15 protein-coding genes are annotated in these 17,066 nt (G+C 73.0%); 12 read left to right on the plus strand and 3 right to left on the minus strand.

From position 1 onward, the window contains the following. Positions 1-40: 40 nt before the first annotated feature. From AC3EQ1_RS20630 to AC3EQ1_RS20660, 7 genes are all read left to right on the plus strand, one after another. Positions 41-721, plus strand: coding sequence for a class I SAM-dependent methyltransferase (locus tag AC3EQ1_RS20630; RefSeq protein WP_351513529.1), 681 nt, complete (start codon positions 41-43; stop codon positions 719-721). A 23-nt stretch (positions 722-744) separates the two neighbouring features. Beyond that, positions 745-2,211, plus strand: coding sequence for a cytochrome P450 (locus AC3EQ1_RS20635; protein WP_432095816.1), 1,467 nt, complete (start codon positions 745-747; stop codon positions 2,209-2,211). A gap of 155 nt (positions 2,212-2,366) precedes the next feature. Then, positions 2,367-3,386: a hypothetical protein gene (locus tag AC3EQ1_RS20640; RefSeq protein ID WP_432095817.1), complete on the plus strand. Its 1,020-nt coding sequence runs from the start codon at positions 2,367-2,369 to the stop codon at positions 3,384-3,386. Further along, on the plus strand, positions 3,383-5,761 hold the full coding sequence (locus AC3EQ1_RS20645) for an MMPL family transporter (protein ID WP_432095818.1): 2,379 nt from the start codon (positions 3,383-3,385) through the stop codon (positions 5,759-5,761). Before AC3EQ1_RS20640 ends, AC3EQ1_RS20645 begins: the two co-directional genes overlap by 4 nt. Before the next feature lie 106 nt (positions 5,762-5,867). Continuing rightward, positions 5,868-6,371 (plus strand): SRPBCC family protein, encoded by a 504-nt coding sequence (locus tag AC3EQ1_RS20650; RefSeq protein WP_432095819.1) that lies wholly within the window; start codon positions 5,868-5,870, stop codon positions 6,369-6,371. A 184-nt stretch (positions 6,372-6,555) separates the two neighbouring features. Beyond that, positions 6,556-7,188: a flavin reductase family protein gene (locus AC3EQ1_RS20655; protein WP_432095820.1), complete on the plus strand. Its 633-nt coding sequence runs from the start codon at positions 6,556-6,558 to the stop codon at positions 7,186-7,188. After that, positions 7,185-8,519 (plus strand): NAD(P)/FAD-dependent oxidoreductase, encoded by a 1,335-nt coding sequence (locus tag AC3EQ1_RS20660; RefSeq protein ID WP_432095821.1) that lies wholly within the window; start codon positions 7,185-7,187, stop codon positions 8,517-8,519. The genes AC3EQ1_RS20655 and AC3EQ1_RS20660 overlap by 4 nt, the downstream gene beginning before the upstream one ends. 233 nt (positions 8,520-8,752) lie before the next feature. On the opposite strand, the gene AC3EQ1_RS20665 is transcribed toward AC3EQ1_RS20660, so the two are convergent. Further along, positions 8,753-9,142: a hypothetical protein gene (locus AC3EQ1_RS20665; protein WP_432095822.1), complete on the minus strand. Its 390-nt coding sequence runs from the start codon at positions 9,140-9,142 to the stop codon at positions 8,753-8,755. Between the two features lie 223 nt (positions 9,143-9,365). On the opposite strand from AC3EQ1_RS20665, the gene AC3EQ1_RS20670 reads away from it, so the two are divergent. The 3 genes from AC3EQ1_RS20670 to AC3EQ1_RS20680 all read left to right on the plus strand — a co-directional run bounded on the left by AC3EQ1_RS20670 (position 9,366) and on the right by AC3EQ1_RS20680 (position 12,357). Next, a complete protein-coding gene (locus AC3EQ1_RS20670; protein WP_432095823.1) occupies positions 9,366-10,169 on the plus strand; it encodes an AraC family transcriptional regulator in 804 nt (267 codons plus the stop codon). A gap of 381 nt (positions 10,170-10,550) precedes the next feature. After that, positions 10,551-11,309 carry an AfsR/SARP family transcriptional regulator gene (locus AC3EQ1_RS20675; protein ID WP_432095824.1) on the plus strand — a complete coding sequence of 253 codons (759 nt, stop codon included), beginning with the start codon at positions 10,551-10,553 and terminating at the stop codon, positions 11,307-11,309. Between the two features lie 193 nt (positions 11,310-11,502). Next, positions 11,503-12,357 carry an AfsR/SARP family transcriptional regulator gene (locus AC3EQ1_RS20680; RefSeq protein WP_432095825.1) on the plus strand — a complete coding sequence of 285 codons (855 nt, stop codon included), beginning with the start codon at positions 11,503-11,505 and terminating at the stop codon, positions 12,355-12,357. An 816-nt stretch (positions 12,358-13,173) separates the two neighbouring features. Here the strand turns inward: AC3EQ1_RS20680 and AC3EQ1_RS20685 are convergent. Continuing rightward, positions 13,174-14,703 carry a helix-turn-helix domain-containing protein gene (locus AC3EQ1_RS20685; RefSeq protein ID WP_432095826.1) on the minus strand — a complete coding sequence of 510 codons (1,530 nt, stop codon included), beginning with the start codon at positions 14,701-14,703 and terminating at the stop codon, positions 13,174-13,176. Positions 14,704-15,031: 328 nt separating this feature from the next. Between AC3EQ1_RS20685 and AC3EQ1_RS20690 the strand changes: the two genes are divergently transcribed. Further along, positions 15,032-15,640, plus strand: a complete 609-nt coding sequence (locus AC3EQ1_RS20690; RefSeq protein ID WP_432095827.1) for a hypothetical protein — start codon at positions 15,032-15,034, stop codon at positions 15,638-15,640. 378 nt (positions 15,641-16,018) lie between these two features. On the opposite strand, the gene AC3EQ1_RS20695 is transcribed toward AC3EQ1_RS20690, so the two are convergent. Then, a complete protein-coding gene (locus AC3EQ1_RS20695) occupies positions 16,019-16,186 on the minus strand; it encodes a hypothetical protein (RefSeq protein WP_432095852.1) in 168 nt (55 codons plus the stop codon). On the opposite strand from AC3EQ1_RS20695, the gene AC3EQ1_RS20700 reads away from it, so the two are divergent. Then, positions 16,172-17,014, plus strand: coding sequence for a bifunctional helix-turn-helix transcriptional regulator/GNAT family N-acetyltransferase (locus tag AC3EQ1_RS20700; protein ID WP_432095848.1), 843 nt, complete (start codon positions 16,172-16,174; stop codon positions 17,012-17,014). The two genes, AC3EQ1_RS20695 and AC3EQ1_RS20700, sit on opposite strands and share 15 nt — an antisense overlap. Positions 17,015-17,066: the final 52 nt, after the last annotated feature.

Here is a 17,066-nt window from a genome sequence, read left to right on the forward strand (position 1 = left end):
GCAGGCCTCCCACCCGCACCGCCCGCGAAGGGAAACCCGGATGATCGGCACGCTGCTCAACCGACCGCTGGAAGTGGTCGAGACGAACTTCCGGCAGCCCAACGGCACGGCCGGGCAGCTCGTCGGCCACCTGATGACCCTCCAGCACCGCTCGCTGACGGTGTGGGCGATCGAGCACATGGACGTCCGCCGCTCCCAGCGCGTCCTGGACGTGGGCTGCGGCGGCGGCATGGCGGTCAAGCTGCTCTCCGAGCGGACGCCGCAGGGGTTCGTCGCCGGCGTCGACTACTCGATGGACATGGTGAGCCAGGCCGTGCGCCGCAACGCGGACGCCGTCGCCCGGCGCCGGGTGGAGATCCGGCACGGCGACTCCGCGGAACTGCCCTACGAGGACGCCTCGTTCGACCACGTCAGCGCGATCGAGACCTTCTACTTCTGGCCCGATCCGATGCGCGGCCTCGCCGAGGCGCACCGGGTGCTCCGGCCCGGCGGGCAGGTGGCGATCACGCTGGAGATGAGCCGGGAGGCGGCCGCCGACCCCTCACTGGTGCAGCGCTTCTTCGGCAAGCGGTTCACCGAGCGCTCCGAACGCGACGGGCTGCACATCCTGTCCGGCGCCGAACTGACCGGGATGCTCACCGAGGCCGGCTTCCGGGACGTCCGGTTCGTCGCCGAGCCGCGCCGCTCGCTCGGCTGGCTCTGCGCCCTCGGGCGCAAGTGACGGCGGCGGGGAGGACACCCGAGATGGCATCAGCGACGACACCCGGCGCGGCACCGCGCACGGCACCGGAGGCGGCACCCGCCCGGCACCACGGCCCCGCCCCGGAGGCCGACGGTCTGCCGCTGCTGGGCAACATCGTGTACTTCCGCAAGGACATCCTCGACGCCATGCACCGGGGATGGCAGGCCCACGGCGACCTCGTCCGCTACCGGCTGGGCCCGCTCGTGGTGCACGGCGTCTCCAGCCCCGAGCTGGCCGGTGAAGTGCTCACCGACAGCGGCACGTTCGGCAAGCTCGGTCCGGACAACCCGCTCCGCCTCATCCTCGGCGAGGGGCTGCTCACCAGCGACGACCACGAGAGCTGGATGCGCAACCGGCGCATGATGCAGCCCATCTACGCCAAGCAGGCGCTCGCCGGCATGTTCCGCGCGATGGTGGACGCCACCGCCGACCAGCTCACCCACATGGAGCGCAGCCACGCCACCGGCGCCGAGATCGACATCCACGGCGAGATGATGCGGGTCACCCTGGACATCGTCAGCCGCTGCATGTTCAGCACCGACGTCAGCCGCACCCGGGACAAGCTGAGCCCGGAAGCGGTGGACGTCGCGGTCAACTTCGCCTTCGACCGGCTGCAGAACCCGTTCAGCCCGCCCACCGGCTGGCCCACCCCGCGCAACCGCCGCTTCCAGCAGGTGATGGACGGCCTCGACGGCATGATGTACGGCATCATCGAGGAGCGCCGGGCCGCCGGGGCCCCCGCCGAGGGCGCCAACGACCTGCTCGACATGCTGCTCGCCGCCCGGGACGCCGACACCGGCGAGGGGATGACCGACCGCGAGCTGCGGGACGAGATCATCACCACCTTCGCGGCCGGCCACGAGACCACCGCCGTCACCCTCACCTGGGCCTTCTACCTGCTCTCCCGTCACCCTCAGGTGCTGCGCCGGGCCCAGGAGGAAGTGGACCGGGAGCTGGGCGACGCGATGCCGTCCGTCGACGACCTGTCCCGGATGCCGTACCTCCTGCAGATCTTCGAGGAGGCGCTGCGCCTGTACCCGTCGGCGCCGATCGTGCCCCGGCTGACGCTCAAGGACACCGTCCTCGGCGGCCACCACGTGCCGGAGGGATCGCGCATCCTGGTCAACCTCTTCAACATCCACCGCCACGAGCGGCACTGGAGCGACCCGGAGCGCTTCGACCCCGGTCACTTCGAGGCGGCGGCGAAGAAGGGCCGCTACCGGTTCGCGTACATGCCGTTCGGCGCCGGCCCGCACCTCTGCATCGGCAAGCACTTCGCGCTGATGGAGGCCCATCTGCTGCTGGCCGCGCTGATCCGGCGGTACGAATTCCGGCACGTCCCCTCCCACCGGGTGGTGAATCACGCGACCATCACCCTGCGGCCCAAGTACGGCATGGCCATGACGCTCCACGAGCGCCGCCGCGCCCCGCTCGCGACGGCCGCGCCGACGGGCGCCGCGGCGGACTGACGCCGGAACGACAGCACACCGGGACCCGCCGCACCGGGTGGGACCGGCCGTTCCCCCGGGCACCGGCCGGACGTCCGCCGGGCCGGGCGGGACCGGCAGCACGTCCCCCGGCCCCGCGCGCGGCGGGACCGGCAGACCTCCAGGAGACGGGACTCATGCACACCGACTACACAGACGCCGACGCGGCGGCCCTGAACCGGACGCACTACCGGCCGGGGCAGCGCGAGGGGCACTACGAGAGCTTCTACCAGCGCGGCAACCACCCCACCGAGCCGCGGGCGTTCTGGATCCGCTACACCGTCTTCAGCCCGGCCGGGATGCCGGACGCGGCCATCGGCGAGCTGTGGGCGGTCTACTTCGACGGCGTCACCGGGGAGCACGTGGTCGCCAAGGAGGAGTACCCGATCGCCGAGTGCGCCTTCGACCGCGACTCCTTCGGCGCCCGCGTCGCCGACCGGGTGCTGGAGCCGGGCGCGCTGCGCGGCGAGGCGGTGGGCACCAACGGCCGGATCGGCTGGGACCTCACCTACAAGGGCGACGAGCCGCCCCTCCTGCTGCTGCCGCCGAACATGTACAGCGGCGGCTTCCCCAAGGCGAAGAGCCTGGTCGGCGTGCCCCTGGCGGTGTACGACGGCACGCTCACCGTGGACGGCAGGACCATCGACATCGACGGCTGGACCGGCAGCCAGAACCACAACTGGGGCAGCCGGCACACCGATTACTACGCCTTCGGCCAGGTCGCCGGCTTCGACGACGCGCCCGACAGCTTCCTGGAGATCGTCACCGGGCGCACCCGGATCGCCGGCCCGGTCACCACGCCCATGGTGACCTTCCTGGTCCTGCGCCACCAGGAACGTGAGTACGCCCTGGTCTCGCCGCGCCGTGCGCTCACCGCCAAGGCCGACTTCGGCTACTTCTACTGGAACTTCCTCGGCGGCGACGACACCGTGTCCATCCGGGGCCGGTTCGACGCCCGGCCGGAACACTTCGTCGGGCTGAACTACTACAACCCGCCGGGCGGCATCAAACACTGCCTCAACACCAAGATCGCCTCCTGTGAGGTGGAGATCGTCAACAAGATCACCGGCCGCACCGACCGGCTCCGTACGGGCAACCGCGCCCTGATGGAGATCCTCACCGACGACCGCGACCACGGAATCGCGATCCGGGCATGACCGAGCCGACGACCCGTACTGCCACCGCGCCCCCGACGGACGGCGGTCCGGCCGGTGCGCCCGGCGGTCACGGCCCGGTGGCCCGGATCGCCGCCCGCACCGCCCGGTTCACCCGCCGCCGCCGCCGGCCGCTGGCGGCCGTCTGGGTACTGCTGATCCTGGTCACCGGGTACGGGGCCACCCAGCTCGCCGATGCGCTGAGCGGCGGCGGCTGGTACGTCACCGGCTCCGACTCGGCCGCGGCCGCCCAGCGGGTCACCAAGGGCTTCGAGGGGCGGGGGAAGAGCTCCCTCACCCTCGTCGTCCGGGACACCCGGCACGAGCGGGGCGACCCCGCCTTCGAGACCCGGGTGCGCGGCGTCGTGGACCGGGTCACCCGCGACCGCGGGCTGGACGTCTCCGGTTCCTACGGCTGGACCACCCTCACCGGCGACCGGGCCCGCGGCGCCTTCCTCGGCGAGGACGGCCGCACCGCGCTCGTCCGGCTCGGCTCCCGGCTCGACGACGGCACCGCCCGCCGCGTACTCCCCGACATCCAGCAGGAGTTGAGCGACACCTACGAGCCCCGGGGACTGCGCGTCTCGCTGGTCAGCCAGGCGGCGCTGTGGGGCGAGGTCAACCACCTCAGCGAACGGGGCCTGGTCCGCGCCGAGCTGATCACCCTCCCGCTGATCGCCCTGGTGCTCCTGCTGCTCTTCCGCAGCGTGGCCGCCGCCCTCGCCTCGCTGCTGGTCGGCGTCACCTCGGTCGCCTTCACCCTCGGCCTGCTCGCCCTCCTCGCCCGCCACACCGAGCTCTCCGTCTTCGTCCAGAACGCCGCCACCATGCTCGGCCTCGGCGTGGGCGTGGACTACTCGCTCTTCGTCATCATGCGGTTCAAGGACGAACTCCGCGCCGAGGGGCCGGACCCCTGTGCCGACGCGGTGGAACGCGCCGTGGCCCGCACCCTGCGCACCTCCGGCGAGACCGTGGTGGCCTCCGGGGTCACCATCGTCGCCGCCATGTCGACCCTCTTCCTGGTCGACCTGAACGTCATCTGGTCGATGGCGCTCGGCGCCGTCGTGGTGGTCGCCTTCTCCATCCTCACCAGCGTGCTGCTGCTGCCGGTCCTGCTCCATCTCCTCGGTCCCCGGATCGAGTGGGGCACGCTCGGCCGCCGCAGGGCCGCGGGCACGCCCGCGCGGCCGAGCCGCTGGGCGACGGTCAGCCGCGCCGTGATGCGCCGGCCGGTGGTCTTCCTGGGCGTCAGCCTGGTCGCCATGGGCGTCCTGGCGGTGCCCTCGCTGAAGCTGGAGACCTTCACCCCGGACGCCCGGGTGGTGCCCACCGGGGCCGCCGTGCGCGAGGGCTACGACACCGCCAAGGACCAGTTCGGCGTCGGCAGCGCCGCGCCGGTCCAGGTGGTCGTGGAATCCCGCACCCCGCTGTGGGAGCGCCCGCCCGCCGACACGGCCCGGCTGACCGAGCTCCACGACGAGTTGGCCGACCTGCCCGGCGCGGCCCGGGTCGACTCGGTAGTCGCCCCATTGCGCCAGGCGGACCCCTCCCGTCCGTTCGCCCTCCTGGCACCCCGGGCCGCCACCGCGCTCCCTGCCGACATGCGCGGCGCCGTACGGCACTTCGTCGCCGCGGACGGACGGACCCTGGTGATGGAGGTGGTGGGGAAGGACACCGCCGCCTCCGAATCCGTACGGGACCTGCTGGATTCGGTGCGCACCGCCGCCGCGGGGCTGTCGGCGGACGGCTGGACGGTCCACGTGGGCGGCGAGACGGCGGAGGGCGTCGACGCCAACGAGGTCATCACGGACAGTCTGCTCCCGGTGATCGGCACCATGCTCGCCGTCATCTACCTGCTGCTGCTCATCACCTTCCGGTCGGTCCTCCTGCCGCTGGAGGCGATCCTGATGAACCTGGTCTCGATGGCCGCCACCTACGGCGTCCTGGTCCTGGTCTTCCAGGACGGCTGGGGCAGCGGGCTGCTCGGCTTCGACACCAGCGGCTACCTCACCAACTTCGTCCCGGTGCTGCTGGTGACCCTGCTGTTCAGCCTGAGCACCGACTACGAGGTGTTCCTGCTCAGCCGGATCCGGGAGGACTACGTCGCCACCGGGGACGCCACCGGCAGCGTGGCCCGCGGCATGGCCGCCACCGCGCCGCTGATCTCGGGCGCGGCGGTGCTGATGGTGGCCGTCTTCACGGCGTTCGCCTTCGCGGGCATCCTGCCCATCCAGCAGATCGGCATCGGCATGGCGGTGGCGATCGCCCTCGACGCGACCGTCATCCGGCTGCTGGTGGTGCCCGCCTCGATGCGGCTGATGACCCGCTGGAACTGGTGGATGCCGGGCCGGAAGTCCCCGGTGGAGACCCGCCGGTGAGCGCCGGCGGACGGAGTCCGGCCGTCGCCCGACGGCTTCCGGACCGGGCCGGCGCACCCCGGTGGACCCGCGGGCGGGGCCCGCGGACGCGGAGAGAGGTGACACGGTGAGCGACCCGAACCCGGCACCGGAGGTGGCCGAACGGCTGACCGTCCGGGTGCCGCCCGGAACGGCCTGGGCCGCCGTCAGCGATGTGCGGCGGATGGGGGAGTGGAGCCCGGAGTGCCGCGGCGCCTGGCTCCTCGGGCGCGGCGGGGGCATCGGCGGGGGCATCCGCCCCGGCACCCGATTCCTGGGCCGCAACCGCGCCTCCTGGCTGCCCTGGGTGACCCTCTGCCGGGTGGTGGAGGCCGTCCCGGGCGAGCGTTTCGCCTTCGACGTCAGCTTCTTCGGCATCCCGCTCTCCCGCTGGGTCTACCGCTTCACCGCGGTGCCCGACGGCTGCGAGGTGACGGAGGAGTGGCACGACCGCCGGCGGAGCCTGCACGGCCGGCTGATCACCGTCACCGCCCCGCTGCTCACCGGCGTGGTCCGGCGGCCCGCCCGCAACCGGACCACCGCCCGCGCCACCCTGGTCGCCCTGCGGGACGCGCTCGAAGCGGGGCGGTGAGCGAGCGGCGCTGATCATGTGCGCGTGAGTCCGTTATTCGTTTCCCATTCGCCGGGAGGTCCGGAGCCGTGGGACACACCTGTGACCCCGAGCAACTCCGGGCCTGTGGCAGGCCGGTGAACCGCCCCTGCCGATCCGCCCGCACGCAAGGGAAGCCCCAGCGGCTTCAGAAAGGAGCCCGGTGATGCGCCAGGCCACCGCCGGAGCACCCCCCGGCGAACCGGACGTGTCCGCCCCGTCCGACGCTCCCACCCCGCCCGACGCGTCCGGCGCGCTCGCCGTGCCGGGCGTCGGGGAGGCCGCCTGCCGGGACTTCTACGCCCGGCTGGCCTCCGGCGTGACGGTGGTGACCGCGCAGGGCCCCGACGGGCCGGCCGGCAGCACCGTCTCGGCGGTGACCTCCCTCTCGGCCGACCCGCCGCTGCTCCTGGTCTGCCTGGGCACCGGTTCGCGGACCCTGGCCGTCATCCAGGAGCAGGGGTGGTTCGCCGTCAATCTGCTGGCGGCGCCCCAGCGGGCACGGGCGGAACGGTTCGCCGACCCCCGGGCCGGCACGGCCGAAAGGTTCGCCGGCACCGGTCACCACCAGGTGCTCGGCGTCCCCGTGCTGGCGGACACCCTCGGCTGGTCGGTCTGTTCGGTGGAGGACCTGCGCCGCTACGGCGACCACGGTCTGCTCGTCGGCCGCATCGCCGCGGCGCACACGGCCCCCGGAGCTCCGCTCCTCTGGCACGACCGCTCCTTCCACACCCTCGAAGGCCGGGGCGTGCCCCTCTCCGCCCCGCCCGCACCCCGACCGCCCCTGGAGGCACCATGACGCGGCCCCCGGCCGGCCGGCCCTGCTGGCCCGGCGCCGACCTCGACCCGACGGCCCCGCCCGGCACCGAACCGGCCGCGCCGCAGCGGGTGCGCGGGGTGCTGGAGGCGGACGTGACCGTGGTCGGCGCCGGCCTCGCCGGCCTCTCCACCGCCTACCACCTGGCCGAGCGCGACCCGTCGCTGGACGTGCTGGTCATCGACGCCGAGGGCCCCGCCGCCGGAGCCAGCGGACGCGGCACCGGGCTGCTCGGCCCCCGCGTCGGGCCCCCCGTCGACCAGGCCGTACGCCGCTTCGGCCCGGACACCGCCCGCCGCATGCACCTGGCCAGCACCGAGGCGGTGGAACGGGTCCGGGAGCTGTGCGCCCGGCTGGGCGTGCCCACCGGCCCCCGGGACGGCGAGCAGATCGTGGCCACCCGCACCGCCGACGGGCTGGCCGCCCTCGCCCGGCAGGCCGCCGCCTACCGCCGACTCGGCCTGGACGTGACCGTGCTCTCCGCGGCAGGCATCCGCGACCGGCTGGACGTGCCGTACCACGCCGGTCTGCTGTACCGCGCGGCCGGCCTCGACCCGGCGGCGCTCAGCGGCGCGCTGGCCGGCGCCTGCGCCGCCAAGGGCGTCCGCTTCCTCGGCAACAGCCCCCTGCTCACGCTCCGCCCCGGCGAGACCGCCGCCGACACCCATCTCGTCTTCCCCGGCGGCACGGTGCGCACCCGGAAGGCGGTCCTCGCCGTCAACGCGGCGGCGGGCCCGCTCGGGCTGCCGGTCGGCACCGTACTGCCGCTGCTGGTCCACGCCGTCGCCACCGCGCCGCTGCCCGCCGAAGCCCGCGAGCTGCTGGGCGGCCGGACCGGCTGCGCCCTGATCGACGCCCACCCCCTGGCCCCGTACTTCCGGCTCACCCCCGACGGACGGCTCGTGCTGGGCGGCGGCCGGCCGGTGCTCCCGCCGGTGTCCGACGACTCCGGCTCGGCCGCGGTCTGGGCGGGGCTGGAGGAACGGCTGCGCCGGCTGCACCCGGTCCTCGCCGACACCGAGGTGACGCACCGCTGGGCCGGCCGGATCGGCATGACCTCCGACGGCCTGCCGGTCGTCGGGCCGCTCACCGACCGGCCGGACGTCTGGTACGTGGGCGGCTGTTGCGGGCACGGCCTCGCCCTGTCGGTGGCGCATGGCGCCCATGTGGCCGAGGCACTGACCGGCGGCACCCCGGAGCGGCTGCCCTGGCACCGGTCCCGGGCGCCGCGGCTGCCGCTGCCCGCCCCCGCCCGGCCGCTGCTGCGCGCCGGTCTCGGCCTGATGGAGCGGAGCGCCCGGCGCGCGGCCTGACCTGCGTGCAGCGGGCCCGGGGCGTGCAGCGGGCACCGGGCGTGACGTGCGTGCCGCGGGCAGGGGCGCACCGGCTCGTGCCCGAGCTGGGGCGGGGCGTACACCTCGTGCCCGCGCCGGCAGAGGGCCCACGCCCCAGATGCTCGCCCGACCGCCCGGGCGTGGCCGGTCCGTGAACGCGGGGCGCGCACAGGCGCCCCGCCTCGGCTCGCGGGCCCCGGGTCTCCCGGATCTCAGGCCTCCTTGCGCCAGACCAGCACGGCCGCCACGGCCAGCAGGGCGAGCGCCGCTATGTCGATCCTGGCCACCCGCACGGTGGCGCTGTTGAGCGCCGGGCCGGCCGAGGCGAAGAGCAGGAACGTGCCCATGCTGACTCCGCCCGCGACCATGGCGGGCACCCGCAGCGAGGGGATGAAAGCCGCGCAGAGCAGGCCGATTCCGACCAGTCCCAGCAGCACCGCGCGGTGGCGCAGCAGCACGGTCAGGTCGGCGGAGTCGGCGCCGTCGATCGTGATGCCGTACGCGGTGGTGATCCGGGACGGCGCCAGCGCGACGAAGCCGGGCAGCAGGTTCACCGCGCCGACGATGAAGAGCAGCGCCGCGGTGAGACGGTCGATCCACATGATGTCGTCTGTCCGTTCGCAGAAAAATAGTTTCGTGGACAATCAGTGCTGTTCGCAGGAAAACCGGGATGTTCGGTGAAGTTCACGAATGGTCAAGGAGGCTCGCGGCAGTGGCCGGCCGGGACGCGGAGCGGGAAGGCGGGCCCGGTGCCTCACGGGCCCCGGAGGCGGAAGCCGCCCGCCGCCACCGCGCGTGGTGCGAGCCAGGGCTTAGCATGCCCGCATGCCACCGGCCCTGCTTTCAGAAACGTGTCGTGACCAGGCCGCGTTATGGCTGTGGCCGGGCCAGGCCCTGTACGTGGGCCCCTCGTTGCGGCTGGACATCCATTCCGGCGCGGTGAGCTGCCTGGCCGTGGGCGTCGACGCGGAGTTCACGGTCGAGCTCGAACACGGCCCCCGGCAGCGGGTCCGGACCGCACTGGTGGCGGCCCGGGTCCGGCACCGCATCGTGGCCGGCGGTGGCCGGATGGCGTTCTGCTACCTGGATCCGGCGTCGGCGCGGGAACGGGCCTGCCACCGGATGATGCGCGGCGGCCCGGACGTGGCCCACGGACACGAGCATGAGGCCGAACTGGTGCGGCTGGCCGCCTCCCTGGAAGGGGATGTGCCGATTCCGGAAGCCCGGCGATGGCTGGACCTGGCAGGTCCGGACGGCCTCGCCGGGAGCCGGGACCCGCGCATCCGGCGGGCCGCCGGCCGACTGGCCGAGCCCGCGGGGCAGCGGCTCGCGGCCAAGGAACTCGCGGCCGAGGCGGGTCTCTCCGTCTCGGCCTTCCTGCGCCTGTTCCGTGCCGAGACCGGAACCACCTTCCGCCGGTACCGCCTCTGGGCGCGGATGCTCCGGGCGGCCACCCTGCTGGAGACCTGGCCCGATCTGACCACGGCCGCCGTGGAGTCGGGATTCGCCAGCCCGTCCCACTTCAGCAGCGCCTTCCACGCCATGTTCGGCCTGCGCCCCAGCGCGCTGTTCTCCCAGCGTGTGGCGATCAGCGTCGCCGGGCGCCCGGAACCCATTACCCGAAAGTAGCTAAACCGGTACCCGCCGCACCCCGCTCCTCCTCCGCCGCCGAAGACAAGCGGACGACAAGAAACGTGGGCCAGGATGCGAACCAGGGGGAGTTTGACCATGGACGACGGTTTTCCGGGGGGAGAGTCTGATGCGCATGGTCTCGGGCACGTCGAACGGGCACACCGGTGTCCCGCGGCCCGCCGAAGCACGCGTCGGATGAGGCAGACGAATCCGGAGCGGGGCACCCCACTGCGCGATGCGGGACCCGCCCGGCCACGTACCACGACCCGTTCCTGAATGTCCGGCCGTTGTTCTGTTTCCGTATCGCCGACAGCGTGGCTTCGCCGCCACGCAGTACGCATGGTTCGACCGCCAGAACTCCGTAAGGGTGGACGCTCGATGAAGATAGATGTTCTCGGACCTCTGGAAGTCAGTGACGACGGAGTTCCCGTGCGGATATCCGGCGAGAAGCTGAGGGCCATCGTCGCCGTACTCGCTCTCTCGCCCGGGCGCCCGGTGTCCCGGAACGACCTGATCGACGAACTGTGGGGTGAGGAGCCACCCCGCAATGCGGAGAACTCGCTGCACGGCCACATCGCCCGTCTCCGCCGCGTGCTCGCGGCCCGCAGCGGGAAGCCCGACCTGCGCGAGATCATCGAGACCTCGCCCTCCGGATACGCGCTCATCGACTCCATCGAGGTCGACGCCGCGCGTTTCGAAGAACTCGTCCGGCGCGCCGAACTGCTCGGCGACGAAGAATTGGGAGCGGCCGCGGCGCTGCTCACCGAGGCGACCGAGCTGTGGCGCGGCCCGGCGCTCGTCGACACCGGTCACGGGGCCATCTGCCGCATGGCCTACACCCGGCTCCAGCAGACCCGGATCACCGCCTGTGAGAGATTGTTCGACGTCCGGCTGAAGCTGAACCAGCACCGGTCGCTGATTTCCGACCTGGAGCAGATGCACGCCATGCATCCCTACCACGAGCGGTTCTGCGCCCAACTCATCACCGCCCTCTGCCGGTCCGGCCGCCAGGCGGACGCGCTGGACGCCTACAGCCAGATGTGCGAACGCCTCTCGCACAGCCTGGGGCTGGACCCGGGCCGCGAATTGCAGAGCAAGTTCTACGGAATCCTCCGCCAGGACCCGGCGCTCCTCTGAACGGGACCGCAGCCGGCCCCGAATCCGCCGCCACCGCGGCGTGTAGCATGCGAACGGTTGATCAGGACCGGCCACGACCTGCGCCGACCGAGCCCCCCGCACGACCACGAACTGTCCCCGCCAGGACTTTGCGAACACCTCCTGGACCCACTCGTGACCGTACGAGGATTGAAAACGAAAAATGAATGCGCCGATGTACTCGTTATCCGTGCCGGGCGAGCGGACCGGCCCCCGGCTCCCGCTGGAATTCGGACTGTTGGGGCCTCTGGTCGCACACTCCGAGGACGGAGCCCTCGACCTCGGGCCGCCCAAACGGCGCGTGCTGCTGCTCCGCCTCCTGCTGGAGCGCGGGCACGCCATACCGCTGGAGTCGCTCTGCGACGATCTGTGGACCAGCCGTCCACCACGCGGGGCCGTCTCCTCGGTCCACGCCCACATCAGCAGACTGCGCGACGCCCTGGAGCCCGAACGCCCGCGTCGCGGCAAGACGAGCGTGCTGGTACGGGAGCCGATGGGGTACGCCCTGCGGGTCCCCGCCGAGGCACAGGACGCCGTCCGCTTCGAACGGGCCCTGGGCAGGGCCCGCCGGCTGCTCGGTGAGGGGCGCGTCGGACCGGCGCGCCAGGAGATCGACAACGCCCTGGCGCTGTGGCGGGGAGCAGCGCTCGCCGACGCCGTCGACCACCCCTTCGCCGCCCAGGAGATCATCCGGCTCGAGGAAGCCCGCCTGCTGGGCCGGGAGTTGCGGGTCACGATCCTGGTGCGCGAGGGCAACCTGGAGGAGGCGATGCTGTCGGCCGAGGAACTGACCGCCGGCCACCCGCTCCGGGAGGTCACCTGGGAACTGCTGATGCACGCCCTGTACCTCTCCGGCCGCCCGGCCGAGGCCCTCCAGCGGTACGCGAAACTGCGCGCCCTGCTCTCCGAGGAACTCGGCATGGACCCCGGCCCCCGCCTGCGCCGCCTCCAGACCGCCATCCTCCGCCAGGACGACAGCTGGCTCCACGCCCTGGGCCCCCCGGTTCCCCCGGCGCCGCCGGGGGCCTGACCCCAGGACCCGGAAGGCCGAGGTAGCCGTGGCCGGGGAGGGCACCGGTTGCGGGCGCAGCCGCGCTCCGTGCGCACTCGGCCACCCGGCCGAGGGCGACCCCACCGAGGTCGCCCTCGGCCGGGCGCTCCGTCGCCGAAACGGGACACCGGGGTACCCCGGCGCGCGTTCCCGGCCCGGGGCGGGGGACGCGCACCGGCAGCGGGGAACCGGTCATCTCCCGGAGGACTCCAGCGAGCCCCGTGACCTGCCGGGGACGGCGGCGGAGGCTGAACTGCACCCAGCCCGGAGACGTTTCACGCTCGTGCCCGGCGATGCGGCCGTGAACTCGGAGCAATGCATGAGTGCGTCCTCGTCAATCGAGCAGTCTAATGCGCACATGGGTGCATTAATGCCGTGATGCTACAGGTCCACGAGCACGCCGGGCAATGCCTTCGGGGCCGATGACGGATCAGGCGTCCGCCGTGCCGAACGCGCCGCCGCGCCGCCTCGTCCGGAGCGGCGGGTCGTCCGTGCGAATCCAACGGGCCCGCCTCCCGCGCCTCGGGGAGCCGGTTGGGCGGAGCGGTTTCGCCCGCGGAGGTGTACGACCGGACGGGGTGCACGTCATCGCGGATCCCCGGCGGCCGGTGCTCCCACCGTGACACGTCAGAGGGTGCGGACTCCATGACCTCCGAGGTCATGGACTGTGTGACGGCACGGCAAACGGTGCACCGCATGAGGCGGGGGACTGGACACCTGAGAGCGTCGCACCCTGCTCCGGCCGCCATGCCGGCAGGTCAAGGAGGGAGTGCGACGCCGCTGAGGTGCCGACTGTCAGATGTCCCGGAAGATCTCGATCTGCGCCCCCACCGAGTTCAGCCGCTCCGCCAGGTCCTCGTAACCGCGGTTGATGACATAGACGTTGCGCAGGACCGAGGTGCCCTCCGCCGCCATCATCGCCAGGAGCACCACCACCGCGGGACGTAGCGCCGGCGGGCACATCATCTCCGAGGCCCGCCAGCGTGTCGGTCCTTCGACCAGCAGCCGGTGCGGGTCGAGGAGTTTGACGCCGGCGCCCAGGCGGTTGAGGTCGGTCAGGTAGATCGCGCGGTTGTCGTAGACCCAGTCGTGGACGAGCGACGAGCCCTGGGCCGTCGCGGCGATGGCCGCGAAGAACGGGACGTTGTCGATGTTGAGTCCCGGGAACGGCATGGGGTGGATCTTGTCGATCGGCGCCCGCAGCTTCGACGGGCGCACGGTCAGGTCCACCAGCCGGGTGCGGCCGTTGTTGGCCGGGTACTCCGGGCTCCGGTCGTGGTCGAGGCCCATCTCCTCCAGGACGGCCAGTTCGATCTCCAGGAACTCCACCGGCACCCGGCGGACCGTCAGCTCCGACTCCGTTATCACCGCCGCGGCGAGCAGGCTCATCGCCTCCACCGGGTCCTCGGAGGGGGCGTAGTCCACATCGCGGTCGATGTGCGCGACGCCGTGCACGGTCAGTGTCGTCGTGCCGATCCCCTCGACCGTGACGCCCAGTTGCTCCAGGAAGAAGCACAGGTCCTGGACCATGTAGTTGGAGCTGGCGTTGCGGATGACGGTGACGCCGTCGTGCCGCGCCGCGGCCAGCAGCGCGTTCTCCGTCACGGTGTCGCCGCGCTCGGTCAGCACGATCGGACGGCGCGGGGTGACGTTCCGGTCGACCTGCGCGTGGTACGTGCCGTCCGTCGCCGTGACCTCCAGGCCGAAGTGGCGCAGCGCGGTCATGTGCGGCTGCACGGTCCGGGTGCCGAGGTCGCAGCCGCCCGCGTACGGGATCCGGAAGCGGTCCAGCCGGTGCAGCAGCGGGCCCAGGAACATGATCACGCTACGGGTCCGGCGGGCCGCCGCGGTGTCCATGCTCTCCATGTCGAGCCGTGCGGGCGGGACGATCTCCAGGTCGCTGCCGCCGTTGACCCAGCGCGCCCGGACGCCGATGCTCCCCAGCACCTCCAGGATCCGGTAGACCTCCTCGATGCGGGCCACCCGCCGCAGGGTCGTCCGCCCCGCGTTGAGCAGCGAGGCGCAGAGCAGTGCCACACAGGCGTTCTTGCTCGTCTTCACATCGATGCTGCCGGACAGCGGGCGGCCGCCGACGACGCGGAGGTGCATGGGGCCCGCGTATCCGAGCGAGACGATCTCGCTGTCCAGTGCCTCGCCGATGCGGGCGATCATCTCAAGGCTGATGTTCTGGTTGCCGCGCTCGATACGGTTCACGGCGCTCTGGCTCGTCCCGAGAGCTTCGGCCAGCTCGGCTTGAGTCCAGCCTCTGTGCTGGCGGGCGTCTCGGATGAGCTTGCCGATGCGTACGAGGTAATCGTCTGCCATGCGAGTGAGGATATCTCAGATATGAGATGAGGCTCGGGTGGTGAACCGGGTGTGCCACCTGCCGACACGCACGCGGGAAGCGGTGCGGGGCAGGAGGAATGCGCACGTTCCCACCCACATACTGCACCGGGGTGGGAATTCGGGCCTGTTGGGCGGCGCGGACGGTGGAACGGCCCGGTCCGGCCGGGTGAGCGCGGTTCCCCGGCCCCCTCGCCGTCGTCCGGGGGAAAGCCGGCGGGTGCGGTACGGCCGATCGGGTGACGCCCCTACGATCTTCAACATCTGTCGCGGTCCGTCGCGCGCACGGCCGTCCGGGGGAGGAATCGAGATGTTCACAGCTGCCGCCGCGTCCGCCGCCACACCCGACGAGCCCGGCGCGGGCGGCGCACTGGTGCTGCCGCCCGAGCGGGGGCGGCGCGTTCTGGGTGTGTGCGCTGTCGCCGTCGCCCTTGCGGTGGCCCTCCTGCTGCTGGAGACGGTGTTGATCCTGGGGGCGGCGGTTTTCTCGAAGAGTCCTGCGGTCGGCTTCGCGGAGATCGTGGCCGCTCCCGGTGCGGCCGGTTACGCCGCCCTGCCGGTGGCGGCCGGGGTGCTCACGCTGCTGGTCTCGCTGGTCCCGGCGTGGCGGCAGCCGGAGCTGCGGATCGACGAGGTCGGCCTCACCACGGTGCGCGGCCGCCGCGCCGGAACCGTCCCCTGGGCCGACGTCGAGGCGACCGGCTTCACCCGGAGCGGCGGCGTCCTGGTGCTCGTCCTCCGCGCGCACGCCGCCCTCCCGGGCGGGCGGGAGCTCGACCGGTCCCGGCCGGTGCCCTACTACGCGCTCGGGGTCGCCGTGCGCGGCGGTCCGCGCCGTGAGCGGCAGCGCAGGATCCGCGCCGCGATCGAGCACTTCGCTCCCGGCCGCCATGCCGAGGGGCCAGTGCGGGTCTCCTGAACGCTCCCGGCCGCCCGCCCCGTACTCCCCGGCATGCGTCCTCCGCATCCCTCCCCGCGTCCGTCCTCGCATCCGCATCCGCATCCGCATCCGCTCCCGACCCGCCGCCCGCCCGCGGCCGTGAGCTGCCCGGCCGTCGCGCCGCGCCGCCGCCTCGTAGCCCACCACCCCACGCTCGACCACCCTGCGGCTCGCCACACCGGGGCGGTCGCACGCCCCACGGCCCACCACCCCAGGACGGTCGCACGCCCCACGGCGCGCCACCCCACGCCCCACCGCCCGAGGGCGGACACCCGTCCCGCGGCCCACCCCCTCAAGGCGGTCGTCTGCCCGGCACTGTCCCCGCAGCGATTCTCTGACTATGGTCAGAGAATGGATTCAGCGCAGACCGCACAGCAGGCCGATGCGGCACGGATCGATGCGGCGCAGGCAGGTGCGGCGCGGATCGACGCAGGTCAGGTCGACGCAGGTCAGGTCGATGCAGGTCAGGTCGACCAGGTGCGGCGGTTCAACCGCGCCATCACCGAACGTGTGGGCGTGCTCCACGATCACTATCTGGGCCGCGACCGGCCCGTCGGTGAGGCCCGGCTGCTCTGGGAGATCAGCGAGGAGGGACAGGACGTGCGACGGCTGCGCGAGCGGCTCGGGCTCGACTCGGGCTACGTCAGCCGCCTGCTGCGCTCCCTGGAGGCCGGGGGGCTGGTGACCGTGGAGCCGCACGCGCAGGACCGGCGGGTGCGCACCGTCCGGCTCACCGCGGCGGGCCGTGCCGAGCGCGCCGTGCTCGACGGCCGCAGCGACGAACTGGCCGGCTCCCTGCTGGAGCCGCTCAACCCCGCCCAGCGTGCCCGGCTGGTCGCCGCCATGGCCGAGGCCGAGCGGCTGCTCACCGCCGGGACCGTCGTCCTGGATCCCGTCGACCCGGACTGCCCCGACGCCCGGACCTGTCTGCACGCCTACTACGCGGAGCTGCAGGAACGCTTCGACACCGGCTTCGACTCCGAGCGGAGTCTGCTGCCGGACGCGGGTGAACTCCGCTCGCCGCGGGGCCTGTTCCTCGTCGCGCGGCTGCACGGCGAGCCCATCGGCTGCGCCGGCCTGAAGCTGCCGCCCGGCGGCCCGGCCGAGGTCAAGCGGATGTGGGTGGCGCCTCAGGCCCGGGGGCTCGGACTCGGGCGGCGGTTCCTGGCCGAGCTGGAGGCCCGGGCCGTCCGGCACGGCTGCGACCGGCTGCGCCTGGACACCAACAAGGCGCTCACGTCCGCGATCGGCCTGTACCACTCCTTCGGCTTCGCGGAGGTCGAGCCGTTCAATGACGAGCCGTACGCCCACTTCTGGTTCGAGAAGCGGATCTCCGGGGCGCGGCCGGAGTGAGCCGGGGCGGGGCGAAGTGAGCCGGAGTGACGTGCCCGGCGGAGGGTGTGCT

Source organism: Streptomyces sp. bgisy100 (assembly GCF_057709105.1).

What these genes read in the sequence shown, in the direction of transcription:
- AC3EQ1_RS20670 (WP_432095823.1), top strand. Translation starts at nt 9,366, where the DNA reads ATGCCACCGGCCCTGCTTTCAGAAACGTGTCGTGACCAGGCCGCGTTA.
- AC3EQ1_RS20675 (WP_432095824.1), top strand. Translation starts at nt 10,551, where the DNA reads ATGAAGATAGATGTTCTCGGACCTCTGGAAGTCAGTGACGACGGAGTT.
- AC3EQ1_RS20680 (WP_432095825.1), top strand. Translation starts at nt 11,503, where the DNA reads ATGTACTCGTTATCCGTGCCGGGCGAGCGGACCGGCCCCCGGCTCCCG.
- AC3EQ1_RS20635 (WP_432095816.1), top strand. Translation starts at nt 745, where the DNA reads ATGGCATCAGCGACGACACCCGGCGCGGCACCGCGCACGGCACCGGAG.
- AC3EQ1_RS20645 (WP_432095818.1), top strand. Translation starts at nt 3,383, where the DNA reads ATGACCGAGCCGACGACCCGTACTGCCACCGCGCCCCCGACGGACGGC.
- AC3EQ1_RS20630 (WP_351513529.1), top strand. Translation starts at nt 41, where the DNA reads ATGATCGGCACGCTGCTCAACCGACCGCTGGAAGTGGTCGAGACGAAC.
- AC3EQ1_RS20685 (WP_432095826.1), bottom strand. Translation starts at nt 14,703, where the DNA reads ATGGCAGACGATTACCTCGTACGCATCGGCAAGCTCATCCGAGACGCC.
- AC3EQ1_RS20665 (WP_432095822.1), bottom strand. Translation starts at nt 9,142, where the DNA reads ATGTGGATCGACCGTCTCACCGCGGCGCTGCTCTTCATCGTCGGCGCG.
- AC3EQ1_RS20660 (WP_432095821.1), top strand. Translation starts at nt 7,185, where the DNA reads ATGACGCGGCCCCCGGCCGGCCGGCCCTGCTGGCCCGGCGCCGACCTC.
- AC3EQ1_RS20640 (WP_432095817.1), top strand. Translation starts at nt 2,367, where the DNA reads ATGCACACCGACTACACAGACGCCGACGCGGCGGCCCTGAACCGGACG.
- AC3EQ1_RS20655 (WP_432095820.1), top strand. Translation starts at nt 6,556, where the DNA reads ATGCGCCAGGCCACCGCCGGAGCACCCCCCGGCGAACCGGACGTGTCC.
- AC3EQ1_RS20690 (WP_432095827.1), top strand. Translation starts at nt 15,032, where the DNA reads ATGTTCACAGCTGCCGCCGCGTCCGCCGCCACACCCGACGAGCCCGGC.